The 15,508-nt window shown below is 66.1% G+C and carries 14 protein-coding genes and 1 pseudogene; 9 read left to right on the top strand and 6 right to left on the bottom strand.

Annotated features, from left to right (window positions below):
* Positions 1-28 precede the first annotated feature (28 nt).
* The 5 genes from ACFDR6_RS21325 to ACFDR6_RS21305 all read left to right on the top strand — a co-directional run bounded on the left by ACFDR6_RS21325 (position 29) and on the right by ACFDR6_RS21305 (position 5,300).
* Positions 29-520, top strand: coding sequence for a tripartite tricarboxylate transporter TctB family protein (locus tag ACFDR6_RS21325; RefSeq protein ID WP_212081290.1), 492 nt, complete (start codon positions 29-31; stop codon positions 518-520).
* Between the two features lie 4 nt (positions 521-524).
* The gene (locus tag ACFDR6_RS21320) at positions 525-2,036 is read left to right on the top strand and encodes a tripartite tricarboxylate transporter permease (protein ID WP_212081289.1); all 1,512 of its coding nucleotides are present in this window, start codon (positions 525-527) and stop codon (positions 2,034-2,036) included.
* Positions 2,037-2,087: 51 nt separating this feature from the next.
* Positions 2,088-3,077 carry a methylmalonyl Co-A mutase-associated GTPase MeaB gene (meaB, locus tag ACFDR6_RS21315; RefSeq protein ID WP_375859397.1) on the top strand — a complete coding sequence of 330 codons (990 nt, stop codon included), beginning with the start codon at positions 2,088-2,090 and terminating at the stop codon, positions 3,075-3,077.
* Positions 3,074-3,730 carry a pyroglutamyl-peptidase I gene (locus ACFDR6_RS21310; RefSeq protein WP_212081287.1) on the top strand — a complete coding sequence of 219 codons (657 nt, stop codon included), beginning with the start codon at positions 3,074-3,076 and terminating at the stop codon, positions 3,728-3,730. Before meaB ends, ACFDR6_RS21310 begins: the two co-directional genes overlap by 4 nt.
* Positions 3,731-3,929: 199 nt before the next feature.
* Positions 3,930-5,300, top strand: coding sequence for a TIGR03808 family TAT-translocated repetitive protein (locus ACFDR6_RS21305; protein ID WP_375859396.1), 1,371 nt, complete (start codon positions 3,930-3,932; stop codon positions 5,298-5,300).
* A gap of 131 nt (positions 5,301-5,431) precedes the next feature.
* Here ACFDR6_RS21305 and ACFDR6_RS21300 read toward each other — a convergent pair whose 3' ends face one another.
* From ACFDR6_RS21300 to ACFDR6_RS21285, 4 genes and pseudogenes are all read right to left on the bottom strand, one after another.
* On the bottom strand, positions 5,432-6,187 hold the full coding sequence (locus tag ACFDR6_RS21300) for a TIGR03809 family protein (RefSeq protein WP_375859395.1): 756 nt from the start codon (positions 6,185-6,187) through the stop codon (positions 5,432-5,434).
* A 487-nt stretch (positions 6,188-6,674) separates the two neighbouring features.
* Positions 6,675-8,388: pseudogene (locus tag ACFDR6_RS21295) on the bottom strand (S8 family serine peptidase); the annotation flags it as partial.
* Positions 8,389-8,404: 16 nt separating this feature from the next.
* Positions 8,405-9,100, bottom strand: coding sequence for a hypothetical protein (locus tag ACFDR6_RS21290; RefSeq protein WP_317240387.1), 696 nt, complete (start codon positions 9,098-9,100; stop codon positions 8,405-8,407).
* Positions 9,097-9,666, bottom strand: coding sequence for a sigma-70 family RNA polymerase sigma factor (locus ACFDR6_RS21285; RefSeq protein WP_212081283.1), 570 nt, complete (start codon positions 9,664-9,666; stop codon positions 9,097-9,099). The genes ACFDR6_RS21290 and ACFDR6_RS21285 overlap by 4 nt, the downstream gene beginning before the upstream one ends.
* Before the next feature lie 438 nt (positions 9,667-10,104).
* Here ACFDR6_RS21285 and ACFDR6_RS21280 point away from each other — a divergent pair, with 438 nt between their 5' ends.
* Together ACFDR6_RS21280 and ACFDR6_RS21275 are read left to right on the top strand one after the other, a co-directional pair.
* The gene (locus ACFDR6_RS21280) at positions 10,105-11,262 is read left to right on the top strand and encodes a GGDEF domain-containing protein (protein ID WP_375847618.1); all 1,158 of its coding nucleotides are present in this window, start codon (positions 10,105-10,107) and stop codon (positions 11,260-11,262) included.
* A 63-nt stretch (positions 11,263-11,325) separates the two neighbouring features.
* Positions 11,326-12,429 carry a DUF2336 domain-containing protein gene (locus tag ACFDR6_RS21275; RefSeq protein WP_212081281.1) on the top strand — a complete coding sequence of 368 codons (1,104 nt, stop codon included), beginning with the start codon at positions 11,326-11,328 and terminating at the stop codon, positions 12,427-12,429.
* A 10-nt stretch (positions 12,430-12,439) separates the two neighbouring features.
* Here ACFDR6_RS21275 and ACFDR6_RS21270 read toward each other — a convergent pair whose 3' ends face one another.
* Together ACFDR6_RS21270 and ACFDR6_RS21265 are read right to left on the bottom strand one after the other, a co-directional pair.
* Entirely contained in the window at positions 12,440-13,078 is a 639-nt protein-coding gene (locus tag ACFDR6_RS21270) for an NrsF family protein (RefSeq protein ID WP_212081280.1), read from the bottom strand.
* A 2-nt stretch (positions 13,079-13,080) separates the two neighbouring features.
* Entirely contained in the window at positions 13,081-13,626 is a 546-nt protein-coding gene (locus tag ACFDR6_RS21265) for a sigma-70 family RNA polymerase sigma factor (protein ID WP_212081279.1), read from the bottom strand.
* A gap of 287 nt (positions 13,627-13,913) precedes the next feature.
* Here ACFDR6_RS21265 and ACFDR6_RS21260 point away from each other — a divergent pair, with 287 nt between their 5' ends.
* Positions 13,914-14,585, top strand: a complete 672-nt coding sequence (locus ACFDR6_RS21260; protein ID WP_212081278.1) for a hypothetical protein — start codon at positions 13,914-13,916, stop codon at positions 14,583-14,585.
* Between the two features lie 108 nt (positions 14,586-14,693).
* Entirely contained in the window at positions 14,694-15,473 is a 780-nt protein-coding gene (locus ACFDR6_RS21255) for an enoyl-CoA hydratase (RefSeq protein ID WP_317240389.1), read from the top strand.
* Positions 15,474-15,508: the final 35 nt, after the last annotated feature.

The following is a 15,508-nucleotide window of genomic DNA, read 5'->3' as shown; positions in this document are numbered from 1 at the left end:
GAGAAGAACACTGACAGGACTTGCTCTCATGCGTCTTCCCGACTCCGTCACGGGATCGTTTCTCGTCGCGCTCGGTGCGGCGGCTGCCTATGGGGGCTGGATCTTGCCGCCAGTGCCGGGGCAACCGGTCGGCCCCAACGTATTTCCGCTGGTGATCGGCTGCGGCCTTGCATTGTGCGGGCTCGCGATCGTGTTCGGCATCGGCCACTCCTTCGAGGAGGAGGAAGAGCTCGTCCCGTTCGAGAACGGCCAGGCCGCCGCGCCGCCGCCGCAAAGCAAGCTCTACGGCCTGCGTGCGCTGCTGCCGCCGGCGCTGCTGCTGTTCTACGTCTTCGCGGCGGACCGGCTCGGCTTCATCATCACCGCGGCGATCATGGTCTACGTCACCTCGACCGCATTAGGGGCCAGGTGGAAGCTGGCGCTGCCGCTCGCGGCGCTTTCGCCGTTCGCCATCCACCTCATCTTCGGCAAGCTGCTCCGCGTGCCGCTGCCCGCCGGCCTGTTGCCGGCGCCCTGGTGATCCCATGCTGAAAACCCTGATTGATGCTTTCGCGCTGATCTCCACCTGGGAGGTCATCATCTCGATGTTCGCTGCGTCCGTGTATGGCCTCGTGATCGGCTCGCTGCCGGGCCTGTCGGCGACGATGGCGACCGCCCTGCTCGTGCCCGTCACTTTCTACCTGTCCCCGATCGCGGCGATCGCGACCATCGTCGCGGCCTCCTCGATGGCGATCTTCTCCGGTGACATTCCCGGCGCGCTGCTGCGCATTCCCGGCACGCCGGCGTCTGCCGCCTATGCCGACGAGGCCTACGCCATGACGCGCAAGGGTCAGGCCGAGCTCGCGCTCGGTGCCGGCGTGTGGTTCTCCGCAATCGGCGGCATCGCCGGGGTGCTGTCGCTGATGATCCTGGCGCCGCCGCTGGCCGAAATCGCGCTGTCGTTCTCGACCTTCGAATATTTCTGGCTGGCGCTGCTCGGCCTGATGTGCGCCACTTTGGTCGCGCGTTCCTCGCCGGTGAAGGCGATCGCGGGCATGTTCATCGGCCTCCTGGTGGCCTGCATCGGTATCGAGAATCCCGGCGGGGTGCCGCGCTTCACCTTCGGCCTCACCGATCTGTTCGGCGGCATCGAGCCGATTCCGGCGCTGGTCGGCGTGTTCGCGGTGGCGCAGGTGATGCGCGCGATGCTCACGCCCGAGCCGCCGCCGCTGCCGCGGCGCAAATTCGGAAGCATCCTGGCCGGCCAGTGGAAGCTGACCAAGCTGTATCGCTGGCAGATGACGCGCGGGAACATCGTCGGCATCATCATCGGCGTGCTGCCCGGCGCCGGCGCCGACATGGCCGCCTGGGTCTCCTATGCGATGTCGAAACGCTTCTCGAAGGAGCCGGAGAAGTTCGGCACGGGTCACGTCGAGGGCCTGGTCGAGGCCGGCGCCAGCAACAATGCCAGCATTGCCTCCGGCTGGGTGCCTTCGCTGCTGTTCGGCATCCCCGGCGACACCATCGCCGCGATCGCGATCGGCGTGCTCTACATGAAGGGACTCAATCCCGGGCCGACGCTGTTCACCGAAAAGGCGTCGAGCATGTACGCGATCTATCTGATGTTCATCATCGCGAACATCATGATGATTCCGCTCGGCATCGCCATGATCCGCGTCGCGGCCTACATCCTGCTGGCGCCGCGCTCCGCCATCATGCCTATCATCATGCTGTGCTGTGCGGTCGGCTCGTTCGCGATCGGCAACAACATGTTCGGCGTCGTCACCGTCGCCGCCTTCGGCGTGATCGGCTACGTCATGGAAGCGAACGGCTATCCCGTCGCCGCCATGGTGCTCGGCATCGTCATGGGCACCATGGTCGAGCAGGCCTTCGTCACCTCGCTGATCAAGTCCGACGGCAGCATCTTGCCGTTCTTCGAACGCCCGGTCGCCGCGATCCTCGCCGCCATGGCCATCGGCGCCCTGCTGTGGCCGGTGATGGTGTGGGTGTGGCGTAAGGTGAAACAGCCGCAGACGGCGGCGGCAGCATCCCGGTGATATCGGGCGGGCGGGCCTCGCCTGCCTCGCCTCGGCGTTGTAAAGCAGGGCATGATCGAGAAGAAAGCCCCGCCGGACATCAAGACCATCGCCAGGGAGCTGCGCGCCGGTAGCCGCGCCGCCCTTGCGCGCGCCATCACGCTGGTGGAGAGCCGGCGCCCTGACCACCAGGCGCTGGCGCGCGAGCTTGTGCAGATGCTGCTGCCCGACACCGGCAAGGCGTTCCGCGTCGGCATCACGGGATCGCCGGGCGTCGGAAAATCCACCACCATCGATACGCTCGGCACCTATCTCATCGAGCAGGGCCACAAGGTCGCGGTGCTCGCGGTCGATCCGTCCTCGGCGCGCAGCGGCGGCTCGATCCTCGGCGACAAGACGCGGATGGCGCGGCTGTCCGCCTCGGACGATGCGTTCATCCGGCCTTCGCCGTCCTCGGGCACGCTCGGCGGCGTTGCGGCCAAGACGCGCGAGGCCATGCTCTTGTGCGAGGCGGCGGGCTTCGGTGTCGTGCTGGTCGAGACCGTCGGCATCGGCCAGTCCGAGACCGCCGTTTGCGACATGACCGACTTCTTTCTCGCGCTGATGCTGCCGGGCGGCGGCGACGAGTTGCAGGGCATCAAGAAGGGCCTGGTCGAGCTCGCCGACATGATCGCCATCAACAAGGCCGACGGCGACAATCTCAAGCGTGCCAGGATCACGGCGGCCGACTACCGCGGCGCGCTTCATATTCTCAGCCCGCGGTCCGAGCATTGGCATCCGCCGGTCGAGACCTATTCGGCGCTCACCGGCGATGGCATCGCAGAAATCTGGCAGAAAATCCTGGATCATCGCAAGGCGATGAACGCATCCGGCGATTTCGCCGCGCGGCGGCGCGACCAGCAGGTGAAATGGATGTGGTCGATGCTGGAGCAGCGGATGCTGGCGCGGCTGCGCAGCGAGGCCTCGGTGCGGACCAAGGTGAAGAAGATCGAAGCTGAGGTCGCCGAGGGCCATCTCACGCCGGCACTCGCCGCCGAGCGTATCCTGGAGTTGCTGAAATGAGCGAAAGGCTTCGCATTCTCCTCACCGGCTTCGGGCCGTTTCCTGGAGCGCCCTATAATCCGACCAAGCCGCTAGTGACGAGGCTGACGCAATTGCGCCGGCCGGCGCTCGACGATGTCGAGCTCTCGAGCCACATTTTTCCGGTGACTTATGCGGCAGTCGACCGCCAATTGCCCGAGGTGCTTGCAAAGCAGAAGCCGGACGCGCTGTTGATGTTCGGCCTCGCTGCACGCACACCTTACCTGCGCATCGAGACCCGCGCGCGCAATGCCGTCACCATGCTCTGGCCCGATGCCGCCAACACCCGGTCGAGCAAACGTGGCATCGCAGGCCACGCGGACGCGATGAATTTCGGCCCGCACACGGCAAGACTGCTGCGCGCCGCACGCCTCACCGGCATCGATGCACGGCCCTCGCGCGATGCCGGCGCCTATCTCTGCAATTACTTGAGCTGGCGCGCGATCGAGCGCGTCAGGGCCGGCGGGCCGAGGCTCGCCGCGTTCATCCACATTCCGCTGCTCGCGCGCAGCGGCGCGGTACGCCGCAAGGGCGCGCCGCGCATCACGCTGGAGGAGCTTGTGGATGCGGGAGAAGCCATGCTGATGGAGATGGTGGGGCTGGCAAGGAAGACGCGGAACACGCAGGTTTCGTAGGGCGGGCAAAGGCGCGCTTGCGCCGTGCCCACCATCTCGCCCTGATCTGCCGCGAAATCGTGGGCACGCTTGGCTTTGTCTACCCTACGGCATCGTCGCCGCGGTAAACATTTAACCCTACCGCGAACAATCCTCACGGCCCCTGCCGGGCTGCGCTACCTACGTCGCGCGGACGCCCGCGTCCGCCGGAGGACGCGTCATGGACCTCAATCGCCGTCATCTCATCGGGGCTTCGACGGCCGGCATCGCCGGTGCCCTCGCCATGCCCGCCGACGCGGCGCGGGCGGCGCCGCTGACGTCCCTGCTCGGCCGCGACGCCACGCAATACGGCGTGCGGCCAGGGAGCAGCGAAGATCAGACCCGAGCCCTTCAACGCGCCATCGACGAGTCCGCGCGGGCGCAAATGCCGCTCGCCCTGCCGCCCGGCATCTACCGGACCGGCCTGCTGCGACTGCCGAACGGCGCACAACTCATTGGCGTCCGCGGCGCGACCAAGCTCCTCTTCACGGGCGGAGCGTCGGCAATTCAGAGCGACGGTTCCGATGCGATCGGGCTGACCGGCATCACCTTTGACGGCGGCAAGTTTCCGCTGCCAACCCGGCGCGGCCTGATCCACATCCTGGGCGGACGCGACGTCCGCATCACCGATTGCGAGGTCACCGGTTCCGGCGGCAGCGGCATCTGGCTCGAACAGGTGTCGGGCGACATCTCCGGCAATATCCTCACAAGTATCGCGCTGACGGCGGTGGTCTCGTTCGACGCCAAGGGTCTCAGCGTGTGCCGCAACACCATCACCGGCACCAACGACAACGGCATCGAGATCCTGCGCACCGCCATTGGCGACGACGGCACGCTGGTCGCGGATAACCGCATCGAGGACATCAAGGCCGGCCCGGGCGGCTCCGGGCAGTACGGCAATGCCATCAACGCCTTCCGCGCCGGCAACGTGATCGTGCGCGGCAACCGCATCAAGAATTGCGACTATTCGGCCGTGCGCGGCAACTCCGCCTCGAACATCCACATATCAGGCAATAGCGTCAGCGACGTGCGCGAGGTCGCGCTTTATTCCGAGTTCGCGTTCGAGGCCGCGGTGATTGCCAACAACACCGTGGATGGCGCCGCCGTCGGCGTCTCCGTCTGCAATTTCAACGAGGGCGGCCGCATCGCGGTGGTCCAGGGCAACATCATCCGCAATCTGATCCCGAAGCGCCCGATCGGCACCGCGCCGGACGACGACGCCGGCGTCGGCATCTACATCGAGGCTGATTCATCGGTGACCGGCAACGTGATTGAGAATGCGCCGTCCTATGGCATCGTCGCCGGCTGGGGCAAATATCTGCGCGACGTCGCGATCACCGGCAACGTGATTCGCAAGGCCCTCGCGGGTGTCGGCGTCTCCGTGGTGCCGGGAGCCGGCACCGCGCTCGTCAACAACAACATGATCTCGGAGACCCCGCGTGGCGCCGTGGTCGGCCTCGATCACGCGCGCGCGGTGACCTCGGATCTGTCAGCGGACGGCGCGCAGCGGTTTGCGCAGGTGGTGCTCGGCGGGAATGCAGTGCGAAAGTAGGCCTCTCGAGTCGGCGGACGGGCCGTGCATCCTTCGAGGCTCCCGATGGGGCGCGACGCGCCCCATCGCTCGCGCCTCAGGATGACGGGGCAAGAGGTGCAGTTGCATCCCCTTTGCCCATATTCAGAACCTTAGAACGCGTTCCGCAGTAGCGGGTACTTGGCTTCCAGGCCGTCGAGGCTGAGGGTGAATTCGACGACGCGCTCGGGGGCTGCGACGATCTCGGCCGCGGGCGGAGTGAACTGCGGCAGGAGCGCTGCCATTGCAGCAGGCGCGGCGACCGGCGGCCTCACGACTGGCGCGGTGAGTGGCGCCATCGTGGCGGGCGAGGCGAGCGGCGACCTCACGGCAGGTGCGGTGAACGGTGCCTTCGCTGCTGGGGCTCTCAGCGGTGGCATCTCGGCAGGCGCGGTGAACGAGGCCATCGCGGCAGGCGCCGCAAGCGGTGCGGGCGTTGCGAGCGGTGCAATCGGGGTTTCGGCGATCTCGGCCAGAGCGTCCGGCTTCGGATCGAGCCTGACCGGCACCGCGGTCTCGGGGACGATGAGGACGGCCTTCGGCTGCACGGTCTGCGCCGGCTGCTCGCGCGGAAACACGCGGGGCATCGTCGCCGGCGACCAGCCGAATGCAGGCGTCACGCTCGCAGCCGCCTCGGCGACGTCTCCGCCGGTCGCCAGCGCGCGCCAGGTCTCGACTGCACGCTTGGCCTCCTGGATGTTTTCGAGGAATGCGATTTCGGAATGATAACGGCGCCAGCGCCCGGTCTCGAACATTTCGGAGAGATGCTGCAACCGCTGCTCGGCAAGAGCGCACCAGCGTGCCGCGATGTCGCGGCCAACGGCTACGGCGCGAACAGACGCGCCGTTGGATTCTTGGCGATGTGTCATAGTCCAGCCCGTCAGGAGAAAAACACGGACGCGAAGACGCAACGCACACGAATCAATTTAGACGCGACATGAATATTTTGTGGAAAAGTTTTGTCTTGTCCAGCAACGACACCGCGCTCGTCGCCGATCACCGTAGTCGTGCGGAGATTTGCCATGTTTTCGAGTCAAGCTTCACACAAGCATAAGGGGCTTGCGGCGCCCCGAACGACCGATTGCGACGAACACAGGTGCGCCCTTCAACCGCAAGCTGAGTGCGCACGAGGCTTCAAAAAATCGGATGTCCAAAAAGAAAAGACCCGTCCGGGGGGACAACCGGACGGGTCGAGCCATATGGGCGCTTGGGGTGGATGGGCGCTCGCGCCTAATATGACTGATGGGGAGGGATGACCGCTCCCACATAATTTGGTCGTGGCAGCTTGGCTGAACGTTCAACGCGACGTTTGCTTTTTTGACCTCCGGTCCGCGCGCATCTTTGTCGCAGCCGGCATCGCGCCGCCGGCCTATCCGCCTGAGAAATCGTGGATTTATCGGTCAGCGCTCGACAGCGAGGGCTGTTCGATCGCGCGGCTGCCGGGCGCGTCACGGCGCGTCCCGCCATCTTCACGTTTTGTTGTACCGGACGCCGCCGCAACCGGCGTCGCGCTCTCGACGGGAACAGCCATGACCGCAGCGAACGCATCGGTCTGGCCGTCACCGAAAAGCTCGTCACGTCCGGGGGAGCCGAGATCGCGCGCGGTCTTCACCAGCGTCATGCGCAGCGCCTCCGGTTTCAAGGCGTAATTGCGCTCCAGCAGCAACGCCGCGACGCCGGAAACATAGGCGGCCGAGAACGAAGTTCCCGACGTTATCTGGTACTTGCCGTCCGGCGCCGGCAGGAAGATGTCGACCCCGGGCGCCGCGACGGCAATGTAGTTGCCGCGGTTGGACGCGGTGAACAGCCTGTCCTGCTGGTCGGTCGCGCTGACCGCGATAACGTTGGGATTGGCGGCCGGGTAGAGCGGCGGCGATTTCGCGCCGGCATTGCCGGCGGCCGCAATCAGCACGAGGCCGCGCGCGGCGGTCGCCGCGATGGCGCGCTCGATCACCGCGTCCTTCGGACCGGCAAAGCTCATATTGACGATCTGCGCACCGTGCTCGGCGGCGTAATTCAGCGAGCGCAGAATGATGTAGGACGAGCTCTCGGCGCCGCCGTTGGTGCCGCCGAAGGCACGGATCGCGATGATGCGCGCCTCGGGCGCGCTGCCCATCAGCCGGGCATGCGCCACGATCGCACCGGCGATGCCGGTGCCGTGGATGTGCGGTCCCTCGGTGCTGCCGAGCGCGTCGAAATTGTCGGAGACGGAATTGGCAAGCTCGGGATGCTTGGCGTCGATGCCGGAGTCGATCACCGCAACCGTGACGTTGGCACCGTGCGCGAGCGTATGCGCCTGCGGCAGGCGGAGCTTGGCCAATGCATATTGCGCGGGATCGCCCTCGCGCGGGGGCGCCGATTTCTGGTCCTGGAGCACGTAACGGAAGTTTGGCTGGACCGAGCGCACGCTGCCGTCGGCCGCGAATTCGCGCCGCACCGTCTCGTAGGGCCGGCCATCGGCGATGCGGAACAGACCGAACGTGGCCCCGATCAGCGGGAAGCTCTCCGAAGCGATGCGCGTCAAGCCGTGGCGGCGGGCAAGCTCGTCGGCATCGCCGGGCGACAGCGCCCCATCGATCTCCGCCACGAATTCGTTGGCGAAGCTGCGCGAGGCGACCGCAACCGGCGTGTTGTTGCCAGGCGCCTTGCCGGCGGTTTTCTTGCCTGATTTTCCGGTGCCCTGGCCACCTGCGTTCGGCTGCCCCGTGCACTCGCCGTCAGCATCACGGTAGGGTGCGGAGCAGGCCGGATAGAGGTTCGGCGAATAGCGCGCATGGGGTAGCACCGGCGTCGTCGGCCGGATGCGCGACGTCGTGGTGTGGGGAATGGTCGCCATCGTCCGCGGCGCACGGTCGACGCTGACCGCTCGGGCGGCAATGCCGGGGGTGACGCGGGGGGCGATGTTCGGAGAGATGGTCGGCGTTCGCGAGGGCACGCTGATCGTGGGCGTGCGCATGATCGCCTGCGCCTGTGCAACCTGGACGCCGAAACAGGCGGCGATCAGAAGCACGGCGCCGACCGATGAAGCGTAGACCCCGGCGCGCAATCTGCTTTCGGACTTGCCCGTCATCGGTTCAGCGGCGCGCCTAGGGCGCCGCGACGGCGAGGTTGACGAACTTCTCGCGCTGCATCTTGCCGAGCAGCGAAGCGAGCTCGTCCTGGCTCATGGCCCTGTCGAACTGGAGGCGGAACATGCCGCCCTTGGCCCCGTCGACGATCGAGGCGTGGTAGCTGTCGAGCAGCCCGGTGATGTCGGCGATGCGCGCCTCGGGCGTGAAGCGCACCAGCGCGCGCGCCGGCGCAGCTGCACTGCCAAGCTCGCGTGTGATCGGAGCGCTGGTCGAGAGCGAAGCGGTCTGGAAGGTCGCCGGCTGGTTCTTCATCAGCACGGCGCCGATCACACCGGCCTGCAGCACGAGCGCGACGGCGCCAAGGCTCGCCGACCAGGCCAGCGTGCGCGGCGACAGGCTCGCGAAGAAGGTCGAGAGCCGCGCCGACAGCGGCAGCGAACCGCTCGCCCGCGCCGGCTCGGTGTCGATCGCGGCGAACAGCTTCTGCATCGCGCGCGTCGACGGAGCCCCTAAGCTCTCGTTCAGATGAATGGTCTCTTCGTACTCGCCGCGGATCACGGCATATTGCCTGGCAAGCTCGGGATCGCGCGCCAGCGCCTCTTCGACACGGCGCGCATCGCGCGCGTTCAGCGTGCCGGCGGCGTGCCACGGCAGCAGCAGTTCAATTTCACTGGGCTCTTGCTCCAGCATCTTCTTGCTCAAAGCCATCATGGCCAGCCTCGCTCAATGCCGGCTGCCTTCAGCAGTTCGGCCAGTTTCTTGCGCGCGTAGAACAAGCGCGTCTTCACGGTGTTCTCCGGTATCCCGACGATTTCGGCCACCTCTTCCACGGACTTCTCGTGGTAGTAGACGAGATCGACGATTTCCCGATGGTCGGGCGAGAGGCCCGTCAGACACTCCCGCAACGCCTCACTGGTATCCTTTTTCTGCACCACCGTTTCCGGATCGTCGGATGTATCCTCGATCGCGTTGGCGGCCTCTTCGTCGAGCTCGAAATCCTTCCTGCGCCGGAGCGCAGACAGGGCCTTGAATCGGGTGATCGCCAGCAGCCAGGTGGAAACGGCGGATCGACCCTCGAACTTGCCGGCTTGACGCCAGACGTCCAGAAACACCTCGCTGATGAGGTCTTCCGCCGCCTGCTCGTTCCGCACGAGCCTGAGACCGAACCTGTAAACCCTGACATGATGCCGCCCGTACAGCACCTGCATGGCGAGCCGGTCACCCTGAGCGATCCTGGCGATCAGGACCTCGTCCGAAGCCGCCTGTGTCACGCTCAAAGGCCGTCTCGCAAAGTTGGTCGGGTCGATGCAACGGAGGGTTCGACGCGTGGGGCAAAATTGTTCAATTTACCGCAGTCGTACGGATGCCTGTGTGATCCGCCCCACATACGCGCCTTTTTCTTGTCCCACCCGCGGCCGTCGGCCGCCACGATCCAGATCGGTAACATAATACTGAGATACTTCCCTGCGGAATGCCTGTCCGGCACAGGCGGCCCGGCCTTGTCCGGTTCCATAGCAGCCCTGCACGACGTATGTCTCGCCAGGCCGGCCTTTGGCTCGATTGCACAGCAAACGGATGCCTGGTCACCGGTAAATTTCTTCCGCCGGCCTATCACCTTGTTCCGCGCTGCACCGTTCGGATTCGGTTACCGAGGATACCAAACCTAAAGGCTTGCCACGTAGATTTTTACGCTGACATCCACCATTGGCGGGACCATGAGCACGGCCGCGACGTCCTTTCCCGAGAGGAGTGCCGCTGAGGTCGCGGAGCTCGCCCTCACGCCGGAGGCGGCGGCCCCCGACGTCCTGGCGCGCCGGGTCCGCCAACGCCGCCAGATGTATGTCGGCCAGGTGGCGAGCTATTCGCTGGGCGCCTCGGTCCTGCTGCTCTACGCCTATGGCGGGACGGTCTCCATGGCCGTCCCATCGTTGTTCTGGCTCGGCGGCCTCCTGATCATCGGCACCTTCACCGTGCTGTCGGAAGCCGGCTTCGGCGACCGGTTCGAGGATCATTATCTCACCGTCTTCCAGATCTCGGCGCATATGGCGCTCCAACTGGTGTTCCTGCTCGCAGTGCCGACGGTCGGGGTCGCGTTTCTCGCCGTGCTGTTTCTGATCTTCGCGTTTGGCTCGCTGCGGATGACTTCGAACCAGGCGATGGTCACCTGGGGCCTTGCCACCTGCGGGCTTGGCTTGGTCTTCCTGGGCTCGGACCTGCCCATCGGACTGCCGGTTGCGACCCGTCTGGAGCGAGCCGCCTCGATGCTCTGCTTCGTGCTGGTGATCGGCCAGTGCGCCTTCCTCGGCCTGTTCGGCGCCACCCTGCGCAAGATTCTGTACCGGCGCAGCATCGAACTGAAGGCCGCCTATCAGCGCATCGAGGAACTGGCCGAGCTCGACGAACTCACCGGCTCTTACAACCGCCGCTGCATCATGCGCCTTCTCGACGTCGAGATCGAAAAGTCGCGGCAGACGTCGGCGCCTTGCGCGATCGCGCTGATCGATCTCGACTGGTTCAAGCGGATCAACGACGCCCACGGCCATCCCGTCGGTGACGAGGTGCTGCGCACCTTCGCGATCACCATTTTCGCCAATATCCGCCCGGCCGACTGCTTCGGCCGCTACGGCGGAGAGGAATTCCTGCTCCTGCTGCCGGAGACCACGGGCGACGCCGCGCAGCGCATGCTCGAGCGCTTGCGCAGCATCGTCGCCGATCTCGACTGGAGCGCGTTCTCCCCAGGCATGCACGTGACCATTTCAGCGGGCGTCGTGACGCTGCGCGACCTTGATACTGCCGACACATTTCTCGCGCGCGCCGACCGAGCGCTCTATTCTGCCAAGGCGCAAGGGCGCAATCGCATTGCAACGAGCTGACCAATCCATTTCCTCCCGGTGCGGCAGAAGCCGACGCCGGGCCAAACGCTTCAGGACCGCCCAATGAGATCCAAATCCGCGAGATCATCCGAGAATTTGCTCAATGAGTTGCAGGCTGCGCTCTCGCACGGCACCGTCGCGCGCCGGGTCGAGACACTGCGCCGCGTGACCGATCTCTTCGTAGGCAACGCGGTGAATTATTCCGACGACCACATCCGCGTGTTCGACGACGTGTTCCAGTGCCTGATCGAGCAAATCGAGAGTTCGGCCAGGGCGTTGCTCGCCGACCGCCTCGCACCGATCGCGGTCGCGCCGCCGAACATCATCCGCACGCTCGCGCTCGACGAGGTCATCGAGGTCTCCGGCCCCGTGCTGTCGAAATCGGAACGGCTGGACGAGACGACCTTGATCGAGATCGCGCGCACGAGAGGCCAGGCGCATCTCAAGGCGATCTCGCTTCGGCGCGTGCTGTCGGAGGCTCTGACCGACGTGCTGGTGACGCGCGGCAACGGGGATGTGGTGCAGTCAACCGTCAGCAATCCGGGAGCGCGGCTCTCCGAGGGATGCCTCACCGACCTCATCACCCGCGCCGAACGCGACGACGACCTCGCCACCTGCATCGGCCTGCGGCCGGACTTGCCGCGTCATCACTATTTGAACCTGGTCGCCAAGGCGTCCTCGAGCGTGCGGAAAAAACTCGAGGCCGCGCATCCGGAGCTTGTGGAAGAGGTGTCGAGCGTGGTCCAGGAAGTGGCCCAGCGGATTCGCGCCGCCGCCATGACGAGGCAAACCGAGATGGCCCGAGCGCTGGTGAAATCGCTGCACGAAGACGGCCGTCTCAACGAATTGCAGGTCACCACCTTCGCCGAGCAGGGCAAGTTCGACGAAACCAATGCGGGGCTCGCCGCGCTGGCGGGCGTTGCGGTCGAGACTGCCGAGACCATGATGATCGAAAGCCGGACCGAGGGCGTGATGATCCTCGCCAAGGTCGCGGGCATGTCCTGGCCGAGCGTGCGGGCCATCATCGCCATGCGCGAGAAGCTTTCAGGCGGATCGCCGACCGACATGCTGATGCTGCGCGACGCTTACGAGGCGCTCCGCAGCTCGACCGCGCAGCAGGTGCTGCGCTTCCACCGCATGCAGCAGAGCACGATTCCGGCTGCGTGATGGCGGCTCGCTAGTAGCGCAGGACTTTGGATCCCACCACTGCGCCGATCACGGTCACCACCGCGGTCGCGATCGTGTACCAGGTCGCGACGAACAGCGGGGAATCGTCGGTGCAGTGCGAGGCGTAGAGCGTCGCGGCAAGGCCGGCCGATACCAGGCCAGCGAGCGCGCCGGCCAGCGCGGGATGCGAGGGCGCACCGTGGCGCAGGCCAAATAGCGCGCCCGCGAGCAGCGGTAGCGACATCGCGGGGATCGCGACCAGGCACACCCTGGAGTTCTTGCCCATCAAGCGCATCGTCATCGGCATGGCCGGCGCCATCATCGCCTCGCTGCCGATCCCAACCGCAAGCAGCCCGACCGGAAGCAGCAACAGCCAGCCCCAGCCGCGCATCAAGGCTTCGGGACGCGACAGATGCAGGCTGATGATGATCGCAGGGATCGCAAGCGACAGCGTGACCGCGAACTTCATGTCGAAGAACGGGTTGCGCATCGCGCTCATCACGTCGTGACGCACACCGAAGAACGTCGCGAAGATCAGGATCGACAAGGGCGCGGCCACCAGCAGGGCCATGGTCAGCATGGCGCCGACGCGCGGCGCGCGATGGGCGTTGTCGGCCGCGAGCGAGCGAATGAGTTGATCGGTGTCCATGACTAGTGGTCCCGCAGTTTGGCAGTCAGTGCTGCAAGTCCGCGATGCAGTGCGACCCGCACGGCGCCTTCGCTCATCGAAAACTTCGCCGCCGTATCCTTGATCGAGGCGCTCTCGACCGCGATCGACTGCAGCACGTCGCGCTGGCGCTGCGGCAGCGCATTGAGCTGGGCTGCGACCTCGCCCGCGGAGGCCGTCTCCTGCAGTGCCTCGCCCGGCAGCGTCTCGGCAAAATCGTCGATGTTGACGAAGACGCGCCTGCCGCGCCGCCGCAAGGCATCGATCAGCTTGTTGCGGGCGATCGCGAACAGCCAGGGCGCGAAGGGGGCCTCGCTGTCCCAAGTGTGCCGCTTCAGATGCACCGCCAACAGAATCTCCTGCACGATATCCTCGGCCTGGTCCGGAGGTTGCCCGGCCCGCGCCAAGCCGCGCCTCGCCGCGGCGCGCAGCACTGGCGTGACCACCCTCAACAGGCGATGATACGCCGCATCATCTCCTGCCATGGCCGACCGCATCAGGCCGGTCCATTCGTCCTCACGTCCGCGCACGCGCGCCCCTCACCATGCAATTCGGCCGTTCGTTCAATTTGTTACGCGCGATGCCCACGATCACGAATTCGTGATCGCAACCAGGACCCCACGCTCGATACGGCCGGAAACGTCTGCGACGGCTCATAACACCGATCGGCTCGCCCCGCACCCGGCGCCGGCGACATCGCCCGGCTGCCCCGTTTTCGCCCGCTGTGGCCCGAAGATTCCCATTTTCTGCCCCGCTGTCGTCACGCCCCAGGGTCTCTGTTCGTTCCGGGACGGGCGGAATTGGGGAGATCGTCAACATGATCAAAGCCAGCGGGCGCGCGGCCCTGATCCTTGTGGCCGGCATTTTCTTGCTGTGGGGCGGCATGGCACAGGCCGCGCCGGACCAGGCCACAGGCGGCAAATCGGACAGCGCGGGCAAACAGGCTGACGCGGCAAAGCCGACCAAGCACCGGCGCCAGGAGTCGCGCCGCACCAACAGCGGCAAGACGGCACAAAAAACCGACGAAAAAGCCGACAAGAACGACACCTCGGCAAAGGCCGAGGAGCCGAAGGCCGATAACAAGGCCGACAATGACATGCCGGCTTCGAGCCAGATGCCGCCGGCGGTCGCCAATGCCAATGCGCAGCTCGCCGCCGATGCACCGACCGCGGCTGCGGCCTCCGCGATGACGGATCGCGCCAACGACAATGTCCAGGCAGCGGCCGATAATGCCAACGCCGCGGCTGCGGAGGGCCAGGTTGTCGCGCCCGATCAGCTCAACGACATCGATCGCGCCGTGCAACAGGACAGCCCGCCGCCGCAGAAAACGGTGATCGCCGCAACCGAGGCGCAGCCGCGGCCGGCACCGGTGATGGCGAGCAGCCAGCAGAGCTCGGCCTGGGACCAGAGCTCCCTGATCGGCAAGATCTTCATCGGCGTCGGCACGCTGCTGACGCTGGCCTCGGCCGCGCGCATGTTCATGGCCTGATGCCGGTTCCGCCGGGACGCGCGGACCGCGCGTCCTGCGTCCCGGCCCCCTTGAAGCCCACCGCGCCAGCGGGCACATTGCCCGCCCAATCAAAAGCGTGGGTGGAGCATGAGCACGTTCGAACACATCATCGTCGAAAGCAGAGGCGCGGTCGGCATCATCAAGCTGAACCGGCCGAAGATGCTCAACGCGCTCTCCTTCGGCGTCTTCCGCGAAATCGCAGCCGCCGTCGACGATCTCGAGGCCGATGAGGCCATCGGCTGCATCGTCGTGACCGGCAGCGAGAAGGCCTTTGCCGCCGGCGCCGACATCAAGGAGATGCAGCCGAAAGGCTTCATCGACATGTTCTCCGAGGATTTTGCCGCGATCGGCGGCGATCGCGTCGCGCGCTGCCGCAAGCCGACCATCGCGGCGGTCGCGGGTTATGCGCTCGGCGGCGGCTGCGAACTCGCCATGATGTGCGATGTCATCATCGCCGCCGACACCGCAAAGTTCGGCCAGCCCGAGATCACCCTCGGCACCATTCCCGGCATCGGCGGCACCCAGCGCCTGACGCGCGCGATCGGCAAGTCCAAGGCGATGGACCTGTGCCTCACCGGTCGCATGATGGATGCGGCGGAAGCCGAGCGTTCAGGCCTCGTCAGCCGCATCGTACCCGCTGACAAGCTAATGGACGAAGTGATGACGGCGGCCGAGAAGATCGCCGCGATGTCGCGCCCCGCGGTCGCGATGGCCAAGGAAGCGGTGAACCGCGCCTTCGAGACCACGCTCGCCGAGGGCATGAGCGTCGAGCGCAACCTGTTCCACTCGACCTTCGCGCTGGAGGACCGCTCCGAGGGCATGGCGGCGTTCATCGAAAAGCGCAAGCCGGTGAACAAGAACCGGTAAGGCCAGATAGCGGTCAGGCTGGTGTCAGGCTCTGC

The organism is Bradyrhizobium tunisiense (assembly GCF_042263385.1).
GTDB classification, from domain to species: Bacteria; Pseudomonadota; Alphaproteobacteria; order Rhizobiales; family Xanthobacteraceae; genus Bradyrhizobium; species Bradyrhizobium tunisiense.
This window is presented reverse-complemented; position numbering and strand designations above follow the sequence as displayed.